Origin of the sequence: Acidiplasma sp. MBA-1, from assembly GCF_000949015.1 — an archaeon.
Lineage (GTDB): Archaea > Thermoplasmatota > Thermoplasmata > Thermoplasmatales > Thermoplasmataceae > Acidiplasma > Acidiplasma aeolicum.
In genome coordinates this window covers 19,217-37,453 of sequence record NZ_JYHS01000003.1, presented here as the reverse complement: position 1 = coordinate 37,453, position 18,237 = coordinate 19,217, and the positions used below count along the sequence as shown (strand labels likewise).

Sequence of the window (18,237 nt, the reverse complement as noted above, 5' to 3'; positions counted from 1 at the left end):
TCATTTTTTATGAAATATTTATGTTTTAATGGTCATGATCGTAAAAATAATGAGTTATTCTGCAATGTTTGTGGATCCCCATTTGAAATAATTGTGGATGAAAAATATCATGACAAAATACTCGATAACTATCCATATATAAAAAAATGGATAAACCTGGGTGAGGTTACCACACCAGTAATCGGTAACGGAGACCTTTATTTTAAACTTGATTATTATTCTCCAACATTCTCATACAAGGACCGTGGTTCAAGGACATTAATATCCTATTTGGCATCCAAATACGATAATCATAATTTAAGCATAAATGAGGATTCATCAGGCAATGCCGGTGCATCCATAGCTGCCTATGGCCATATGGCGGGTTTTAATGTAAATATATTTGTTCCTGAAACAGCAAATGCAATGAAGCTTGGTCAAATAAAGCTTTACGGTGCAAATATAATAAAGGTTAAGGGCAGCAGGGATGAGGTTCAGAATGTGGCAATGAAATACGATGGAATATATGCATCCCATGTGTTAAACCCTGAGTTCAGGGATGGCATACGAACCTTGGCATATGAGATATTTAACCAGTTTGAGCATATGCCTGATAGGGTTTTTATACCGGTTTCAGCCGGAACATTACTTTCAGGGTTATTCTCAGGTTTTAAGCACCTTCTTGATTCTGGGGAGATAAATAAAATACCGGAAATAATTGGTGTCCAGCCTGAGATTATATCACCATTATGCTCTCAAATCAACGGTACATTATTTGATGAGAACAATGATAAGTCATCTGTGGCCGATGCACTTGTATCCAAAAAGCCCGTGTTAATTAAAAAAATGTATGATATTATTAAAAATTATGGAAGATGTGTTACTGTATCTGAAAATGAAATAATTACGGCAAGAGGTGATCTGGCATTATCAGGCATACTTACCGAGTACAGTTCTGCCACGGTATATGCCGCATATAAAAAATTAAGAAAGCATGGTAAAAATCTTTTAATACTTACAGGAAATGGCTTAAAAACAAATTATTAATTTACCTCGTAATCCTTACCATTTATGGTAAAATAATATGATACATTGATACCTGCATTTTTAACAGTTAATGAGACTGAACAGTACTTTGTCATTGATAATTTAATGGCCTTTGCTGCACTTTCCGGATCAACATCTCCCTCAAATATATAATGTATTTTCGCATATTTGAGAAATCTTGGGTGCTCATCCCTTTTTTCTCCCTCAATCTCACATCTATATGATTTTATATCCATCTTCATTTTGTTTAAAATTACAAGAACATCATCACTGGTGCATGCACCCATGGCCATTAATAATAATTCTGTTGGTGAATGATAAATATCCTTTCCAACAATCGAATTCTTAATTTTTACATCATCCTTCCCATCATCTGATATAAACCCTATATCATTATCGAATTTTATCGACACCTTCATGGAAATTGATTTTTATACATTATATAAAGTTTATTCACTGGTAAATTTTGTAATTATTTCATTCACAACGTATTCCGGAACACCTGTTTCCTTTGATGTCCTGGATATATCAAGATTCTCAAGAAATGATCTTATTACCTTTCTGCAGAAATCATCGTATTTATCCGCCGCAGTTTTTAATTTCTCAATAATTTTATCTTTTATTGCCAGTAATTCGGTACGTTTTTTCTCAATATCATTTATGGCATTATTTATATCGTTTAATTTTTTTATAAGAGAGATGTTTAAATCAGGCAGGTCAACTTTATTTTCATATTCTATATCCAGTTTTTTGATTCCCATAAAATTTTTTGAATAATCTATAATTATCGTTGAAAATCCCTGAGATTTATATATTTTTCTAGGTGCACCAAGGGAGGATGGTATAATTCCGCTGGCAGACACAAGCCCTATTTTTTCCAGTATATCAAGCTGCTTGTTAATTGCCTGCTGTGATATTCCCATGGCCTTGCTAAGCTCAAGTGCATATGAATCATAATTTGCCAGCATTTTAAGCAATTCCCTTCTGGTATTATTTTCCAGTATGTTAAGTAACGTCCATAGATCATCCTCCATTGAAATCACCCTAAAATTAAAAAGAATAATTTAATGGTTTTAATCTATTTTCACTGTCTTTCCAGAATTCCTTCCGCCAGTTTTTGATATTGTGACATCGAGGACACCATTTGTGAACTTTGCAGAAACGCTGTTTACATCCACTGGTGTGTTGAACTCTATGTTTTTGTAATATTTTCTTTTGTCAGTGTCAACAGTTAATTCCACATTATACTCATTTACAGTTAATTTTATATCTGATTTATCAACGCCGGGCAGTTCATATGTTATGTATATATTTTTATTATCCTCATTGATATCTGTTAATGGCTCCCTGAAACCCTCTTTTATGTTCTCATTGAATCCAAGCCTCCTTGGTACGTTCCCAAATTCCTGGAATGTTGGCTTGCCGTCAGGGCCTATCTTATATGTAAAGCCATATACATATGGACCCATAACCTTGGCATTACTGTTACCCTTCATTACAGATTCCCAGAATTTGGCTATTTCGTTATTTATCCTCCTCATGTCAAAGCCAAATTCATCGTACAGCTCATCAAATATATCATCCCAGTCATCATATTTTTTATCCACCATATATCTCACCTCAGTTGACAACCTTTAGTTGTCAACTTATATATTAAAAAATAGTATATAAAGTTTTCTACTAAAATGTTATTATATTGCACCATGATTTTTTTAGTCATTATAAAGCAATACATTTTTCATTGCAAACAAATTCCATATTTATATGCAATTAACAGAGCGACACCATATCGGCTTATTATCTTTTTAGTGCTTATTATAAAAAATAATCTTAAAAATTAATCCTCCCCATCCTTATGTATGTAGAAGGTTCCTATGATATTCTCTATATCAGAATCAGGAAGCCTGAACTCCCTTATCTTAATATTGCTTTCAAGAAGCATTAATTTTGCAAGGTCATCAGGGTAACCTTCAGCATATATAATCTCTGTTAATCCTGCATTCATTATCATCTTGGAGCAAACAACGCATGGATGTGTGGTAACATATATTTTGGCTCCCTTAATGCTTACTCCATTTACAGCAGCCTCTATAATTGCATTCTGTTCAGCATGCAATCCCCTGCACAGTTCATGCCTTTCGCCTGATGGTATACCCATCTCATCACGTATGCATCCAACAACGTCACAGTTAACGGTGTGTGTTGGTGGTCCATTATAGCCTGTGGCCAGAACCTGGTTATCCCTAACGATAACAGCACCCACCTTTCTTCTGGTGCAGTTAGATCTGGATGCGGCAAGATAGGCCATCCTCATAAAGTATTCATCCCAGGTTGGCCTCCTATATTCATACTCCATGCTTATTAATTAATAATAATGATATAAATATTATTTAAAATTTATCTTAACATTCACTATATATAAAAATAAAATTTATCCTAAAGTATTAATTATAATGTATTTAATAAGATTATATTTATGTATGTCCATGCATTATGGACTATATGCCGGAAGAATTTGATATAGATTTTTTTAGGGATACAGGTTTTATGAGGAAACAGTGTATATCATGTTCATCATATTTCTGGACCCTTGATTCTGAGAAAAAGACATGCGGTGACCCTGCATGTGAAAGCTATTCCTTTATAGGCAACTCACCAGTATACAGGAAATATACAATAGATGAGATGCGTGAAGAGTTTATAAAATTCTTTCAGAATGACAGTGAATTCAGGCATAAATTTATTCCAGCATATCCCGTGGTTCCCAGATGGCGCGATGATGTGCTTCTTGTAAACGCATCAATTTATGATTTTCAGCCACAGGTTACGTCCGGGCTTGTACCACCTCCGGGTAATCCAATTGTAATGTCACAGCCAAGTATAAGGATGCTTGACCTCGATCTGGTTGGCAAAACCGGGCGGCATTTGACAACATTTGAGATGCTGTGCCATGATGCATTTAACTATGAGGATAAATTTGTATACTGGAAGAATGAAACAATACGATACTCATTTAGATTTTTAACTGAAAGGCTTAAGGTTGATAAAAATTTAATTACGTATAAGGAAAAACCATGGTTTGGTGGGGGGAATGCTGGCAATGCTGTTGAGGTTTTTGTTAGGGGACTGGAGGTTGCAACCCTCGTATTCATGGACTTAAAGGAGGACCCAAACGGCGATGTTGAAATAGAGGGTACAAAATATTCGCACATGCCATTGAGGGTTGTTGATACGGGATATGGGCTGGAACGTCTGGTATGGCTATCCGCGGCAACATCAACAATCTATGATGCAATATATGATAAAACAATTAATTTTTTAATAGAAAATTCTAAGGCTAAAAAAATTAATGATAAAATTATGGCAAAGATCTCAGAAATCTCAGCTGTTATAGACCCATACAGTGAAGAAAAGGTTATGAATGAAGTTAAAAAATTTATGGAATCCAAAAAAATGGAATATAATGAAGATTTCATTAAACAGCTAAAGTTTCTAAGAGAGGTTTATTCACTTGCAGATCACACCAAAACGCTGTTACTTATGTTTTCAGATTATGTTATCCCCTCCAATGTGAAGGTTGGCTATCTGGCCAGAACGTTAATAAGGAGGTCATTTAGATTTATTGATGATATTGGATTTAAATATGATCTTGAAAAACTCCTTGAATTTCAGTATGGTGAGTTTAAAAATATAATTCCAAGGTTCGATGAAAAATTTATTTCCGATATAATAAAGATAGAGAGGGAAAAATATAATGCTGTTAATCAATCATCATTCAACATTGTTAAAAAATTTATAAAGGATGACGATTTACCTCTGGACAGCATTATCCGACTTTATGAGTCCTATGGAATAAATGAGGATCTAATTTCAGATATTTACCACCAAATTACTGGTAAAACATTAATCATTCCGGATAATTTCCATGAACTGATAATTAAAAACAAGGAGATTGGCCGTAAAGAAACAAAAAAGCAGCTTACCTTTCCAGATATAAAAACAAGGCCATTGTACTACGACAACACAAAAATTCTTGAGTTTACCGCAAATGTATTGTATTCATGTGATAAAAAAATTATACTTAACCAAACGGCGTTTTATCCAGAGGGCGGTGGGCAGCCTTATGATCTTGGTTATTTCATATACAACGGAAAACGTATAAACGTCTTAAATGTGCAAAAATATGGTGATTCAATAGTTCATTTTCTTGATTCGGATATACCCGAACATTCTAGGATTAAGGGTGTTGTTGATTATAATAGAAGACATCAGCTTATGATACATCATTCAGCAACACATCTGCTCCTTGGGGTAATGAGGTCATATTTTGGAGACCATGTATGGCAGAGTGGGGTAAAAAAGGATGTTAATGAATCAAGGCTGGATATAACACATTATAAAAAAATCACCGAGGAGGATATAAAAAATATAGAGGATTTATGTTTTAGGGCCATAGAGGATGGTAAAACAATAAGGGTTACAAACGAGAAATGGAATACGGCATTGGATAAATACGGTTTCAGGCTCTTCGAGGGAGGGGTACCTGTATCAAAAACAATAAGGGTTGTAACCATCCAGGATATAGATTCGGAGGGTTGTGGGGGCACGCATTTAGATAACACATCAGAAATACATTTTATTAAAATAATAAAAACTGAAACACTTCAGGAGGGCATTCAAAGGGTTACATTTGCAGCAGGTCCGGCTGCATTAAGATACGTACAGAAATTATACAACATAATAAAGGCGGAACAGGAATATATGCGTGTTGATGAGGATAAAATAGCCGATCAATCAAAGAAATACATTGAGGAATTAATAAGTTTAAGGAAAACTTACGATGATCAGTCCAGGGAGATAACAAAAAATATTATAAATAACCCTGAAAAAATAAATAACATTAATGTGTATAACATTGAAAATTATACGAATATAAAACTGCTTATATCGGCACTTCAAAAGTTTAATCAGGAATCCATAGTAATCAACAGGCTCCAGAATGAGGTTATTATTTATATAATATCCGGGCAGGCATCATCAATTACAGACAGCCTTATAAGCTTAATAAAGAATAATGGTATCGAGCCGGACAGGGTAACAAAATCACATGGTATATGTATAATGAATGTAAACAACATTAAAAATACAGATATACTATTGGATTCTATTAAAAAAGTGAAAAGTTAATTAAGGTGATTTTGGTAAGTATAAAAGTATGGACAATCCAGATAAAATTATAAATTTAACAAAATTTTATTTTGATTTTAAGAAATATGAGATATCAGAAGATTCAATAACATTCGATATAAACTGTAATGGCGATGAAAGGAATTTTTCAGAGTATATAGATCAGCTTAATTTAATTGGATACACAGCATTTACTGATTATTATGATGGCTGCAAATTAATAGTTATAAAATATAGCAAACATGGTGGGCATTCCATTATTAAGATCATTATGGGTATAATAACAATTTCCACAATAATTTACAGTGGATTTATATATGATTTATCATACTCTGGTGGAACTCCTGTTAAAAGCCTGCTGGGAGGTATATTTTTTTTGCAGTCCCATTAATGATTATTATTTTGTTCCGGGAGTTTGGCAGATATATTGCATTTAAAAGAAGCGGCATGCATTATTCCTTTCCAATTATGGTCCCATCCCTTGGTATAGGCACACTGGGTTTTATTAATACATCAAGGGATCAGTATAAAACCGGAAAATCCATGCTTTTTTCAGGATTTTTATCAATACTCTTTGGTTTTATCTCATCAATAATAATTATAATTCTGGGCTTTTTTTATGAGCCTTCAGTATTAATATATCATAACATTGATTACATGCCCGTAAATAGATTGGATTTACCATTAATGTCAACATTTTTTTTAAACAAAATAATCCCTGCTGCAAGCTTAAAGCCTCCAATGGAATTTGCAGGCTATTCAGGATTAATAAGCACTGCCCTAAATGCACTTCCATTAGGATTTCTTGATGGTGGTCTTGTATCCTCGGCAATTTCAGGAAAAAACCAGATATATTTATCCATTGTTTCAATTATTATACTTCTAACTTTAAGTTTTATATTTCCGTTTATACTTATACTTTTAATTATCTCCGTTATAATAGGAATTAGAGGGCCGGCACCGTTAAATAATTTGATAAAAATTCCAAAAAAGGCAATGATTACCGCAGCCACCATTGTTACTTCCATACTCATATTTACCATGGTTCCTGCAGGGATTCAGGTCAATCATAATGGCGGAATAACTGTAAATATGCCATCATATGTAATTGTCAATAAAAACTGGCATGAAAATGCAACGCTTAAGGTGAGCATTGTAAACCACGGTGCTGGGAGAATAACCCCACAGTTCTATATAGATAACCTGAGCATGGTGGTTAACAATGGTCCCATGTATATAAATCCTGGTGGTTCAGGAACTTATAATATAAGCATTATGACGTATAATACAAACCTGAGCGGTTATAAAGACTATAAAATGTTGATATATACCGGTATGCAGACTTACAATGGCACGCTTAAGGTATATTATATTAAATCCACGCCAACAATGGTATCAGGAAATTACAGTAATACAAGTTCCGGAACAGTAGTGATTGGTGCAATGGTTGGAAGCAATATAACACTTAAAATATCAAACAATCTAAATTATACAATGAATTTACAGGCGGTATCGATATCCAACGGTATGGATATATTCAAGCTGACAAACTCTCATATATGGGAAAATATAACAGCGTCATCAAACATATTTGGCAACGGTATTATGCTTCCGCCGGACCACTCAATAAATATTACATTTAGGGCCCTAACACCAGGAACATGGATAATATTATTCTATTCTAATAATACATCCACACTTGTTATAATAAATGTGCATGCAGTTCATAAAAGATTTACATTTTCATTCTTTTTATTATTTCATCAGCAAATTCAGAACATTTTACAGGCTCAATATGCTCACGATCTGCAAGGTCCTTGGGGAGCTTATTCTCAATAAAGGTCTGGTGAACCGCATTTTCAATTATCTCAGATGATTTTTCCCATCCAAGGTACTTAAGCATCATTGATCCAGACATTATAAATGAGATTGGGTCAGCCACATCATACCCCGCATCCTGTGGTGCAGATCCCTGTATTGCCTCGAAAAAAGCAATACCATCACCAAAACTTCCACCATATTCTATATTAACCGAATTAACCAAAAATGATAATATAATCCTGTTTGAATAATTATCAAGTAAAACCATATCAAAATTTTCCGGATGATCAATTATCTGGCCGATAAATTCAGTTAATTCCATAATTTCAACATCCGGACTTGGGTTTAATTTTAATATTTCCTCCCGGCACCACTCAGGAAACTCTGGGTTTATCCTGCTATATACAATTGTTATTCTGTTCTTTCTATTATAATTATAATACTCGGCTGCAAGTTTTGCCATTTTTTTTGCCCTGAATCTGCTCTGGCTGATTATCATCAGGGCTGAATCCTGGCTTATATTTATATCATAATTTTCTGACATAAAATTAATTAAGTCCCTTGTTTTTTCAGAGGAATAATTAAAAGTGATTTCATTGTTCACCGAATCCCTGATTACTGTAATATACAGCCTTTCAAAATTTTTTATCATAACCGATATGCCCGGTAAATATCTTATTACCCTGACATTGGCATATAATCCAAGTTTTTGCCTTAAAAGTACATTTATGTTGCTTCTGTCCGGAAGGAAATTAAGTGTGGACTTCATTATTACCCTTATCTTTTTAATTTCCTCAAGTGAAATATCAGGTATGTATCTACCATACCTCTCATATGCCTCCCTGCCAATTATTATCTTATGCCATTCTATTGATTTTTCTCCTGAATAGGCTAGTTCAACAGCACTGTTCACGACCTTAATCATTGATGCTGTAATTTCAGGCCCGATGCCATCACCCTCAATGTATCCAACTGTGGTATGATTTGGTACATTCAGTTTATTATCATCGGAAACTGTTATGTTCATACACCACTTTATGCTTTATTTTATTTAATTTTATTGTTTGTTTTTTATTTCAATTAAAAGTTTTTTATACAAATTAATAATAATTGATTATGAGAACAGAACATGATGTTATCGGCGATGTATCCATAGAGGATAATGTTTATTATGGTGTAAATACATACAGGGCCAAAAATAATTTTCAAATCTCAGGAATAACTGCTGATTCTGATCATATAAAATCCATGGCACTTGTTAAAAAGGCTGCGGCATATGCCAATTATAAATCAGGCAAATTGGGGGAGGACCTGTACAGGGAAATATCCAGGGCATGTGATAGATTAATCAACGGAGAATTTAGGGACCAGTTTGTTGTTGATGTGTTTCAGGCCGGTGCTGGCACATCATTTAACATGAACACAAATGAGGTAATAGCAAATATCGTGCTGGAATCAATGGGCCATAAAAAAGGCGAATACAAATACGTGCATCCAAACGACATTATAAATATGAGCCAGTCAACAAATGATGTGTATCCAACAATGATGCGTGTTAATATAATGATTAAATCACAGAAATTCATCGAAAATGCTGAGCATCTTTTGGAATCATTAAAATCCAAGGCCATTGAATTTAAGGATATATATAAAACCGGGAGGACACATCTTCAGGATGCGGTCAGGGTAACCCTGGGTGATGAATTCAATGCATATTACTATGGATTATCAAAGAGCCTTGGTGAATATAAAAACGCACTTGAGTACATCCTTGAATTAAATATAGGTGGTACTGCAGTGGGCAATGGTGCAAATACACCGGAAAATTATAAAAAATATGCTGTTGAGGCGCTTTCCACGGAAACTGGCTTTAATTTCAGGGAAAGCCCTAATACCATGGGCATAATGCAATTTATGACCGATTTTTCAAGGGTTATGAATGCACTCGCTAACATATCCCTTGATATAAGCAAAATAGCCGATGATCTGAGGCTCCTTTATTCCGGCCCAGGATCGGGCATACATGAAATAGTTCTGCCGGCTGTTCAGCAGGGATCATCCATAATGCCCGGGAAAATTAATCCATCAATAGCCGAGGCCATGAATATGATATGCAATTCCATACTTGGATCACAGATGGCGGTTAATTATTCCGTTAAGGCGGGACAGCTTGAATTAAATGTAATGATGCCACATATGGATTACGAAATATCAAAGTCCATAGACAGGCTCTCAAATGGAATTAAAATGCTTGATGAAAAGGCAATATCAGGAATTAAACCCGATTTAAATAAAATCAGGGAAAACATGGAAAGAAGCTTTGGTTCAGCGGCACTTTTAAACCCCTATCTTGGCTATGATACAGTGGCAAAAATAGTTGAGGAGGCCCTTGAAACAGGAAAAAGCATTAAAGAACTTGCACTTAAAACAGGAAAAATAGACGAAAAAAAATACAATGAAATATTTAGCTTTCTGAAATAATTTTTATATACCAACCCATGGGTCTTTTTTAAATGCCTTTGAAACTATCATTGTATCGTATTTTATAACTCCCGGTTTTGTTGCAAGCTTATCCTCAAACTCCTGTATTGCCTCAAGATTCAAAAATAATCCCTGAAGAAGCAGCTGATTCTGCCCCCTCCTTCTGTAAAGGGAAAGCACATCAGGTTCATTTGCTATATCCTCTGCAATTTCATCAAGTTTTTCTGCCTCTGTATCTATTCTTATACATACCTTTATGCTATTTTCTATGGAATGCAGGTCAACAAGTGCAGAGAAACCGGTAATAATTTTTTTTCTTACAAGCTCATTAATCCTGCGTCTTACAGTAGCCTCACTGGTATTAAGCATTTTGGCTATTTCAGCATTTGACATTCTTGCATTATATCTCAAAAAACACATAATTTCCTTATCCAGCTCGTCAAAAGGCAGTATTGATGCGTCAATTTTGCTCCATCTTATGGATAAATCACACTCATAATTTTTACCGTCATTTTTATCTATATTTTTTTCTTCTGTCATATTTTTGTATTTTAATTCGATATATAACTTTTTTTATTTTTTTATGAACTAATTTTACTTTTTATTATCGAAAAATAATGTTAAACTATACTAATATATCACCATATTGCTTTATATAGTAGAAAAAAATTTTTATTTGTTAATGTAAATTCATAAAAATCATTATTAATTAATTTGCCATATATGACCATTATGAAAATATATTTTGAATCATATGGATGCACTCTTGAAAAATCCGAATCATCATTATATTTAAATAAGCTGCTTATGGATAAAAATAACACACTGGTTTCTGATCCGAATAAGGCTGATCTTAGCATAATAGGCACCTGTGTTGTAATAAAGCACACAGAGGATAAGATGATCAGGAGAATAGCCGATCTATCCTCAAAATCCAAAAGAGTGAAGGTTCTTGGATGCCTTAGCACAGTTAACGGAAACACTCTTGAGGGAGAGAATATTGAGGTCATTAAACCCCATGAGTTCAGGGATTTCTACCGTGGGTCTCTGGATGATATTGTAATAAATTCCGGGGTTTATGATGGTATACCAATAAACCAGGGGTGTACAGGAAGCTGTAATTTCTGTATTTCTCATATAGCCCGTGGAAAATTGCTATCAAGACCTCCAGAAAAGATTGTACGCCAAATAGAAATGGAACTGGATCGCGGTATACAGGAAATAAGAATATCATCTCTTGATACCGCGGCATATGGGAAGGATCTTGGCATTGATCTTGCCGACCTTATAAACAGTATAGTTTCCATAAACCGTAAATTTAAACTGCGTGTGGGAATGATGGAGCCAAGAAACACACATGACATACTTGAAAAATTAATAAAATCATATCAAAATGATAAGGTATTTAAATTCCTTCACCTGCCAGTTCAGAGTGCTGACAATAATGTTCTTTCAGCCATGAACCGTGAGTATACCATTGAGGAGGCCTCCAGGGTTTTCAACGAATTTAAAAAATCTTTTCCGGATATGGTGTTATCAACAGATATAATACTTGGATATTATAAGGATTCTGAAGAAAGCTTTGAAAGAACATATAAATTCATACAGGATCTTAAACCTGATATAATAAACGTTACAAGGTTCTCCCCAAGACCATACACAAAAGATTTTGATAAGCAGCCATTAAATTCAAATACACTTAAATCATGGTCAAACCAGTTAATAAAGCTCCATGAGGACATAATATCAAAAAAATTTGAAAGATTCATTGGCCGTGAGGAGAATGTCCTTATAACCGAGACAGGGAAAAATGGCACATCCATAGGCAGGGATCTAAACTACCGTCCTGTGGTGCTAAGTGGAAGCTACAGAAAGTATGAAAACGTAAAATGCAAAATAGTTTCATTTGGAAATAACTATCTTATTGGAGATGCAGAATAGATTATTATGCATTAATGCCTTTAGTTTCAGTATTTTTATTTTCCTCCTGTTTATCCACAGAGACTATTTCGTCCATCACATACCTTTTACTTTTTTTAAATCCAAAAATTAAATCAAATTCAGTGGGCGTAAGCACAGGCATTTTAAACTTTTCCTCATCGTCTATTGGCACCCTTGGGCATCCTGTGAAAATAATGGCATCACACATGAAATTTTCAAAATCGGCAGGATTAATATTATCTGCGCTTGTCATTATAACATTTTTATTAAGCGCCTTTAATTTTTCATAAATTTCATTTGCAATTTTCATTCTGTACTGTCCAATCTTGGTATCGACAACAACACAGAATCTCTTGGCATTCAATGCCCTTTCCATTCTTGCATAACGTTTTTTAAGAAAAATATCAGTATCATGCCTTATATTATGTATCTTTTTATCATTTAAATCAAGGATATAAACATCCCTGTCATCTGAAGATAACTGCACACCTATGCCATGGAAAAGTCCGGTGCTTATTAGGAGAAATGCATCAACATATAGAGATACAGAATGTGCAGTGCTAAAATTGCATCCAAGAACCTGCCCAGGATATTTTAGCCTCCCATCGTTTTTCCCAACGTAAACACTGAATCCGTTTCTTTCCAATCTATCCTTTATATAAAGCATTTCATTGTAGTACTGAACAGATGATAAAAGACCAATTTTATTTATGCCATCAGATTTAAGAACATCAAAGGTGGAATCATCTATTTCAATGGTATTGTAATAATATTCTATGAAAATAACAGGCAGTGGATAATTTATATTTGGTATCTCTGTGTGGCCTAGCTGAACAATGCAGTCAACACCTTCATAAATCTCCCTATTCCCAATATCACATGCACCGTAAAATGATGATGAGCTTACTATTACATTAAAATCTGAAGCAAAATAATTAAAAATGTCAAATGCCTGTGGTTTAAGGCCGTCTGGAATCTGTAATAAAATTTTTTTCGCATTCATCCGCTTTAACTGTTTAAATGCCTCCTCCTTATCCATAAAAACACCAATCATGGTATATGCCTTATTTATAAATCAAGTTATCTGTATAACTTTGAAACAAATAAAATATAATAAATAATGCATTGAATTAAATTTTTATAAGTTAAGGCTTGAGCTGTGCCCACCAAAGATTGATGCCTCAGGGTTAAGATACTTCTTTATTATATTAATGGCCATGTATGCATCCCCGCCCTCAACTGCAATCAATGGGTGTATTGGCTCCCCGGCTATGGAGGCAACGTCACCAACAGCATATATTCCTGGAATATTTGTTTCAAATCTATTATTCACCATAATGTTTCTTTTATTTGGGCTTGTCTCAAGATTTATTGATTTAAATAGGTTTGCCTTGCCCACATGGCCTATCGCTATGACCAGCCTGTCCAGTTTTAATATTTTGTCTGTATTATCATTTACATTATGCAGTGTAACATTTTCAAGCACGGAATTCCCCGAAATCTTTGAAACGCTGGTATTCATTATGAATTCAATTTTCTGGTTTTTTCTTGCATTTTCAAGGGTCTTCTCTGCAGCCCTGAATTTTTCACTATGATGTATTACATAAACCCTGGAAGCCACCTCCGCAAGTTCGTTTGCATAATCAATGGCAGCATCACCACCTCCCACCACTCCAACAACGGTATCCTTAAATTTTTCTATGTCCTTAACAGTATAACTTAAGCCTTTGTTAAGATAATCATCCTCTCCCGGGCACCCTATTTTCCTTGGTGTGAAATCTCCCATGCCGGTACATATTAATACAGCACGTGATGAATACAATTTTTCACCATTAACCTCCACATTGAACCCATTATCAGTTTTTATTATATCTGTAACCTTGGAATTAAATAAAATCTCATTGCCAAACATTCTTGCCTGTTCCTCCATCTTATCCCTTAATTCCATTGCGTTTATTCTTGGTATTCCCTGAACATCATAAACTGTTTTCTCTGGGTAAAGCTCTGGTATCTGTCCGCCACTGTAATCAAGCGCTTCAAGTGTAAGGCTCTTTATATCCCTCAGGCCGGCCAGGAATGTTGAGTAAAGACCAATAGGACCGGCACCAATTATTATCAACTCATAGTTTTGCATATGACTACATTAGGTTTTACTACAAAAATTTTAGTATTAAAATGTATAAATAGAGCTACCATTTTCCTGAGATGCACACTCTATTGTTCTATATTTTTTTCCACGGTTGCCTAGATATGACTTGGCATATGATAGGGCTATATCTGGTGTATTATTATTCTCACTAAGATGTGTAAGTATTATATGTGTATTTTCTGAGGCTGATTCGAACAGGGCATCGGCACTCTGTTCATTGGATAAATGGCCGTACTCACTTAAAATTCTTCTTTTTAATGGCTCCGAATACTTACCGTTGATTAACATATTGTAATCATAATTTGATTCAAGGGCAAGTATATCAGAATTTTTTATGCAGTATAATAAATCATCTGAAACCCTGCCAAGGTCAGATACAACAGCCATTTTAATGTTTCTATTTTTAATTATATAAACCACAGGGTCAATGGCATCATGGCTTACACTTACAGGTATTACTGAAAAATTTCCAATTGCAGTTTCATCATTTATTTTAAAGCCGGATATATTCAATCTTTCAAGTGTTCCAGGCCTGGAATATATATCTGCACCTATATTTTTAGAAATGGTTTTGGCCCCTGAGGCATGGTCGGAATGCTCATGGCTGATAAATATAGATTTTTCCAGATCATCAAAATTAAATGATGCAGTTTTGGTCCTGAATTTTCTCAGGCTAATACCCGCATCAATTATTATTAAATCATCCTCATCCCATATTAATGTTGAATTGCCCCTGCTTCCTGAGGCAATCATAAGGAAATTTATCATGGTTCATAATATTATTATTGTATTATAGATTTTTTATTTAAAAATAAAATAATATTGCTTTATAATAATGTTTATATATTTACCTTAAATATATCCCCCTGATAATCATGGATGATCTATCACCTAATGCACAGAAAGTTTATGATGCCATGAAAAAAATTGGCGCGGTTTCAGAAAGCAAATTAAAGACAGCAGACGATATTATGAAGGCTGCAGGTCTGGGCAAATCAATGATAACTGCATCATTGCAGGAATTAATGGATAAAAAATATGTAAAAAGGGTTGCAAGGCAAAAAAGTGCCGGGTATTTTATAACAAAATAAATTTTTGTATTTTATTTTTATAAATAAATATTTAAATAGTTTTATCTCTTTATTAATATGCACCTATGAAGACATTAATTTTAAACATCGACCGGGATAACGATTACGGTATGAAGGCCGGTATTACCGGACCGATTATTGGATATAATAACTGTTACAGGGCAGCCACTGCCCTGATAACAAAGGACCCCGAAGATTCTGATTCAAACGCACTTTTTGGTGCACTAAAACATTACCAGGAATTAAAGGATAAGGGAGAAAATGTGGAAATAGCACTAATCACCGGTGATAGTGACGTTGGGGAAAAATCAGATGAGATTCTGAGCCTTCAGCTTGATGAGGTATTAAACATGGAACATTATGATGATTTAATCCTCATTTCTGACGGTGCCGAGGATGATTATATAACACCAATAATAGCATCACGAATTAAGATAAGGTATGTTAAGCATATTATAGTAAGGCATAATGAAAATATTGAATCCACATATTATTATATTGTTAAAGCCTTTAAGGATAAAAAAGTTTCAAGGAAGTTCACCGTGCCTGTTGGTCTGCTTTTACTCAGCTATGGTATTGCACTGCTAATATTTACTGTATATTCCATGATAATAAGCAGGTCATATGTTATTATACCATCAAGCGGTGCAATTATGCTTGTTACAATAGTTATAGGTTCCTATTTTATTTTAAAGGATGCGGATATAAGGCCAAAAATTGTAACAGTATTAAGCGCTTTAAAGGAATATTCAGAAGAAACAAAGATATCCATGCTATCATATGTGGTGTCCTTCTTTATAATAATTATAGGCATTGCATATACATATGAGCAGACACTTAAAACAGTACCATTGTTAAATAAAATTCTGGTTTTTCTGGCAATAATTTCATGGTGGGTTTACGGGTCTTACCTATCAAGATCATTATTTGAGGCCTTTGATATATCATTTATTAGCAAGGCTGGAAGGCTCTCAAAAATATGGTACGGCGTATCATTTTCAATAGCCCTAGAGTTAATTACCTACGGAATGATAAATTATATAAGATATGTTGTGGGCTTTATAAAATTTTCATCTTTTATGATCTACTTTGTCTATCTGATAGCCGGGATTATTATGGCCCTCGTCACAGCAGTAATACATAAGTACCGTTCAACAATAAAATCAAAGCAAAAATCATTATTTGGTGTAAAATGAATTTAATACAATGGTTAAAAATATATGAGGATATAACAGACTCATTGGGGATAAACCGCAATGAAGATTTAATATCATCATTTATTCTTTCAAATTATATTAACAGCAATGAAAATTTTTTAAAAAAATACCATGGTAAAAATTTCTTTATAGTAGGAAATGGAAAAAACATGCCTGATGGATTAAATTCAATATCTGGCGGTGTGGTTATTGTTGCCGATTCAGCAGTAACAAGATTCCATGAATATGCATCAATTAAGCCCGATATAATTGTTACAGACCTGGATGGTGACATTAATTTAATTCATAATTATTATAAAAATGGTACTGATTTAATAATACATGCTCATGGGGATAATATTAATAAAATACTCAAGTATTCATCGAAATTCCCAAGGGCAATGGGAACCACACAGAACATACCCATAAAAAACATAAAAAATTATTTTGGATTTACTGATGGGGACAGGTCAGCATTTCTTGCAAAGTATCTTAATGCTTCCAGTATAATATTGATTGGATTCTGTTTCAAAGAGGTTACCATAAAGCCATACTATGACGAAAATTCCATAGCATTTAAGAAAAAAAAGTTATTTTGGGCAAGGAAACTTCTTGAAATACTTGCCAGCGAAAGGCATAAAAAATTCATTGAATCAAGTGTGATTGAGATTTAGTTTTTTGTAATTATTTTGCCATCCCTGTATATAACAGGATAATTATACATATCAACCTTTATTGAATAGTCTATATCATGACCCGCACCCATAATCTTTAATCTTTTTGCTCCATGACTGTTTATAATTTTATTTATATAATCATCAATATTTACCTCATTTCCCTCAAGCCTGCTTTTAAGCATTTCTGCATAAATATAATCCTCATCAGATTTACCATCCGGTCTGTTAGATACCACAAGGGAAATATTTTCATTATCTTTAATGGCATTATAGGTTGCCGTTAAATTTATAAATGAAGAAATATATATATCTCCAGGATATTTGATAAGCTTGAATAGCACCTTAATACCGTTTGTTGATGTAAATAAGACTATTTTTCCAGAAAGGTCAGCATTCATAATGGAGTATGGTGAATTTTCAAAATTAAACCCGGGTATTTTTAATCCAAATCTTTCCCCACTGGTAATATAATCCTGATTCTTATTTTTTAATTTTCTTGTCTCTGTTATGGTTCTTACCGGAATTACATATTTTGCACCACGGTATAAAATTAATGGAATTGTCGTTGTAGATCTAAAAATATCTATCAGAACTTTTGTTGAACCGTCAAAAATTTTTTCTTTTCGCCCATCAACTATATTTACATTCATCTGTATTGTATAATATAT

19 protein-coding genes are annotated in these 18,237 nt (G+C 33.9%); 9 read left to right on the top strand and 10 right to left on the bottom strand.

Annotated elements, in window-relative coordinates; genetic code table 11:
* Positions 1-9: 9 nt before the first annotated feature.
* A complete protein-coding gene (locus tag TZ01_RS05900) occupies positions 10-1,026 on the top strand; it encodes a pyridoxal-phosphate dependent enzyme (protein ID WP_048101894.1) in 1,017 nt (338 codons plus the stop codon).
* Here the strand turns inward: TZ01_RS05900 and TZ01_RS05895 are convergent.
* The 4 genes from TZ01_RS05895 to TZ01_RS05880 form a co-directional block, all read right to left on the bottom strand.
* Positions 1,023-1,445 (bottom strand): OsmC family protein, encoded by a 423-nt coding sequence (locus tag TZ01_RS05895; RefSeq protein ID WP_048101893.1) that lies wholly within the window; start codon positions 1,443-1,445, stop codon positions 1,023-1,025. The genes TZ01_RS05900 and TZ01_RS05895 overlap by 4 nt on opposite strands.
* Before the next feature lie 30 nt (positions 1,446-1,475).
* The gene (locus tag TZ01_RS05890) at positions 1,476-2,060 is read right to left on the bottom strand and encodes an ArsR family transcriptional regulator (RefSeq protein ID WP_048101892.1); all 585 of its coding nucleotides are present in this window, start codon (positions 2,058-2,060) and stop codon (positions 1,476-1,478) included.
* A gap of 39 nt (positions 2,061-2,099) precedes the next feature.
* The gene (gene hsp20 / locus TZ01_RS05885) at positions 2,100-2,636 is read right to left on the bottom strand and encodes an archaeal heat shock protein Hsp20 (RefSeq protein WP_048102162.1); all 537 of its coding nucleotides are present in this window, start codon (positions 2,634-2,636) and stop codon (positions 2,100-2,102) included.
* 227 nt (positions 2,637-2,863) lie between these two features.
* A complete protein-coding gene (locus TZ01_RS05880; protein ID WP_048101891.1) occupies positions 2,864-3,382 on the bottom strand; it encodes a cytidine/deoxycytidylate deaminase family protein in 519 nt (172 codons plus the stop codon).
* A gap of 146 nt (positions 3,383-3,528) precedes the next feature.
* On the opposite strand from TZ01_RS05880, the gene alaS reads away from it, so the two are divergent.
* From alaS to TZ01_RS05865, 3 genes are read left to right on the top strand one after another with little or no spacing between them, the layout of a single operon-like run.
* Positions 3,529-6,213, top strand: coding sequence for an alanine--tRNA ligase (gene alaS / locus TZ01_RS05875; RefSeq protein WP_048102161.1), 2,685 nt, complete (start codon positions 3,529-3,531; stop codon positions 6,211-6,213).
* 28 nt (positions 6,214-6,241) lie between these two features.
* A complete protein-coding gene (locus TZ01_RS05870; protein ID WP_048101890.1) occupies positions 6,242-6,604 on the top strand; it encodes a hypothetical protein in 363 nt (120 codons plus the stop codon).
* Positions 6,604-8,052, top strand: a complete 1,449-nt coding sequence (locus TZ01_RS05865; RefSeq protein ID WP_048101889.1) for a hypothetical protein — start codon at positions 6,604-6,606, stop codon at positions 8,050-8,052. Before TZ01_RS05870 ends, TZ01_RS05865 begins: the two co-directional genes overlap by 1 nt.
* Here the strand turns inward: TZ01_RS05865 and TZ01_RS05860 are convergent.
* Entirely contained in the window at positions 7,949-9,061 is a 1,113-nt protein-coding gene (locus tag TZ01_RS05860; RefSeq protein WP_048101888.1) for an isocitrate/isopropylmalate family dehydrogenase, read from the bottom strand. The two genes, TZ01_RS05865 and TZ01_RS05860, sit on opposite strands and share 104 nt — an antisense overlap.
* 89 nt (positions 9,062-9,150) lie before the next feature.
* On the opposite strand from TZ01_RS05860, the gene TZ01_RS05855 reads away from it, so the two are divergent.
* Positions 9,151-10,515, top strand: coding sequence for an aspartate ammonia-lyase (locus TZ01_RS05855; protein ID WP_048101887.1), 1,365 nt, complete (start codon positions 9,151-9,153; stop codon positions 10,513-10,515).
* Between the two features lie 3 nt (positions 10,516-10,518).
* On the opposite strand, the gene TZ01_RS05850 is transcribed toward TZ01_RS05855, so the two are convergent.
* The gene (locus TZ01_RS05850) at positions 10,519-11,055 is read right to left on the bottom strand and encodes an Lrp/AsnC family transcriptional regulator (protein WP_048101886.1); all 537 of its coding nucleotides are present in this window, start codon (positions 11,053-11,055) and stop codon (positions 10,519-10,521) included.
* 192 nt (positions 11,056-11,247) lie between these two features.
* Here TZ01_RS05850 and TZ01_RS05845 point away from each other — a divergent pair, with 192 nt between their 5' ends.
* Positions 11,248-12,456 (top strand): tRNA (N(6)-L-threonylcarbamoyladenosine(37)-C(2))-methylthiotransferase, encoded by a 1,209-nt coding sequence (locus TZ01_RS05845; protein WP_048101885.1) that lies wholly within the window; start codon positions 11,248-11,250, stop codon positions 12,454-12,456.
* Positions 12,457-12,460: 4 nt separating this feature from the next.
* Here the strand turns inward: TZ01_RS05845 and dph2 are convergent, their stop codons facing one another.
* The 3 genes from dph2 to TZ01_RS05830 form a co-directional block, all read right to left on the bottom strand.
* Positions 12,461-13,495, bottom strand: a complete 1,035-nt coding sequence (gene dph2, locus TZ01_RS05840) for a diphthamide biosynthesis enzyme Dph2 (RefSeq protein ID WP_048102160.1) — start codon at positions 13,493-13,495, stop codon at positions 12,461-12,463.
* Between the two features lie 99 nt (positions 13,496-13,594).
* Positions 13,595-14,590 (bottom strand): NAD(P)/FAD-dependent oxidoreductase, encoded by a 996-nt coding sequence (locus tag TZ01_RS05835; protein ID WP_048101884.1) that lies wholly within the window; start codon positions 14,588-14,590, stop codon positions 13,595-13,597.
* Positions 14,591-14,626: 36 nt separating this feature from the next.
* A complete protein-coding gene (locus tag TZ01_RS05830) occupies positions 14,627-15,373 on the bottom strand; it encodes an MBL fold metallo-hydrolase (protein WP_048101883.1) in 747 nt (248 codons plus the stop codon).
* A gap of 107 nt (positions 15,374-15,480) precedes the next feature.
* Here TZ01_RS05830 and TZ01_RS05825 point away from each other — a divergent pair, with 107 nt between their 5' ends.
* From TZ01_RS05825 to TZ01_RS05815, 3 genes are all read left to right on the top strand, one after another.
* A complete protein-coding gene (locus TZ01_RS05825) occupies positions 15,481-15,696 on the top strand; it encodes a helix-turn-helix domain-containing protein (protein WP_231563430.1) in 216 nt (71 codons plus the stop codon).
* 65 nt (positions 15,697-15,761) lie between these two features.
* Positions 15,762-16,892 (top strand): DUF373 family protein, encoded by a 1,131-nt coding sequence (locus tag TZ01_RS05820; RefSeq protein ID WP_048101881.1) that lies wholly within the window; start codon positions 15,762-15,764, stop codon positions 16,890-16,892.
* Entirely contained in the window at positions 16,889-17,566 is a 678-nt protein-coding gene (locus TZ01_RS05815; protein WP_048101880.1) for a 6-hydroxymethylpterin diphosphokinase MptE-like protein, read from the top strand. Before TZ01_RS05820 ends, TZ01_RS05815 begins: the two co-directional genes overlap by 4 nt.
* On the opposite strand, the gene TZ01_RS05810 is transcribed toward TZ01_RS05815, so the two are convergent.
* Entirely contained in the window at positions 17,563-18,219 is a 657-nt protein-coding gene (locus tag TZ01_RS05810; RefSeq protein ID WP_048101879.1) for a 2-phosphosulfolactate phosphatase, read from the bottom strand. The genes TZ01_RS05815 and TZ01_RS05810 overlap by 4 nt on opposite strands.
* Positions 18,220-18,237: the final 18 nt, after the last annotated feature.

Coding starts and splice junctions, on each gene's coding strand:
- TZ01_RS05835 (WP_048101884.1), bottom strand. CDS start 14,590: ATGCAAAACTATGAGTTGATAATAATTGGTGCCGGTCCTATTGGTCTT.
- hsp20 (WP_048102162.1), bottom strand. CDS start 2,636: ATGGTGGATAAAAAATATGATGACTGGGATGATATATTTGATGAGCTG.
- TZ01_RS05890 (WP_048101892.1), bottom strand. CDS start 2,060: ATGGAGGATGATCTATGGACGTTACTTAACATACTGGAAAATAATACC.
- TZ01_RS05810 (WP_048101879.1), bottom strand. CDS start 18,219: ATGAATGTAAATATAGTTGATGGGCGAAAAGAAAAAATTTTTGACGGT.
- alaS (WP_048102161.1), top strand. CDS start 3,529: ATGCCGGAAGAATTTGATATAGATTTTTTTAGGGATACAGGTTTTATG.
- TZ01_RS05825 (WP_231563430.1), top strand. CDS start 15,481: ATGGATGATCTATCACCTAATGCACAGAAAGTTTATGATGCCATGAAA.
- TZ01_RS05860 (WP_048101888.1), bottom strand. CDS start 9,061: ATGAACATAACAGTTTCCGATGATAATAAACTGAATGTACCAAATCAT.
- TZ01_RS05870 (WP_048101890.1), top strand. CDS start 6,242: ATGGACAATCCAGATAAAATTATAAATTTAACAAAATTTTATTTTGAT.
- TZ01_RS05820 (WP_048101881.1), top strand. CDS start 15,762: ATGAAGACATTAATTTTAAACATCGACCGGGATAACGATTACGGTATG.
- TZ01_RS05815 (WP_048101880.1), top strand. CDS start 16,889: ATGAATTTAATACAATGGTTAAAAATATATGAGGATATAACAGACTCA.
- TZ01_RS05830 (WP_048101883.1), bottom strand. CDS start 15,373: ATGATAAATTTCCTTATGATTGCCTCAGGAAGCAGGGGCAATTCAACA.
- TZ01_RS05855 (WP_048101887.1), top strand. CDS start 9,151: ATGAGAACAGAACATGATGTTATCGGCGATGTATCCATAGAGGATAAT.
- TZ01_RS05865 (WP_048101889.1), top strand. CDS start 6,604: ATGATTATTATTTTGTTCCGGGAGTTTGGCAGATATATTGCATTTAAA.
- TZ01_RS05880 (WP_048101891.1), bottom strand. CDS start 3,382: ATGGAGTATGAATATAGGAGGCCAACCTGGGATGAATACTTTATGAGG.
- dph2 (WP_048102160.1), bottom strand. CDS start 13,495: ATGGATAAGGAGGAGGCATTTAAACAGTTAAAGCGGATGAATGCGAAA.
- TZ01_RS05850 (WP_048101886.1), bottom strand. CDS start 11,055: ATGACAGAAGAAAAAAATATAGATAAAAATGACGGTAAAAATTATGAG.
- TZ01_RS05845 (WP_048101885.1), top strand. CDS start 11,248: ATGAAAATATATTTTGAATCATATGGATGCACTCTTGAAAAATCCGAA.
- TZ01_RS05895 (WP_048101893.1), bottom strand. CDS start 1,445: ATGAAGGTGTCGATAAAATTCGATAATGATATAGGGTTTATATCAGAT.
- TZ01_RS05900 (WP_048101894.1), top strand. CDS start 10: ATGAAATATTTATGTTTTAATGGTCATGATCGTAAAAATAATGAGTTA.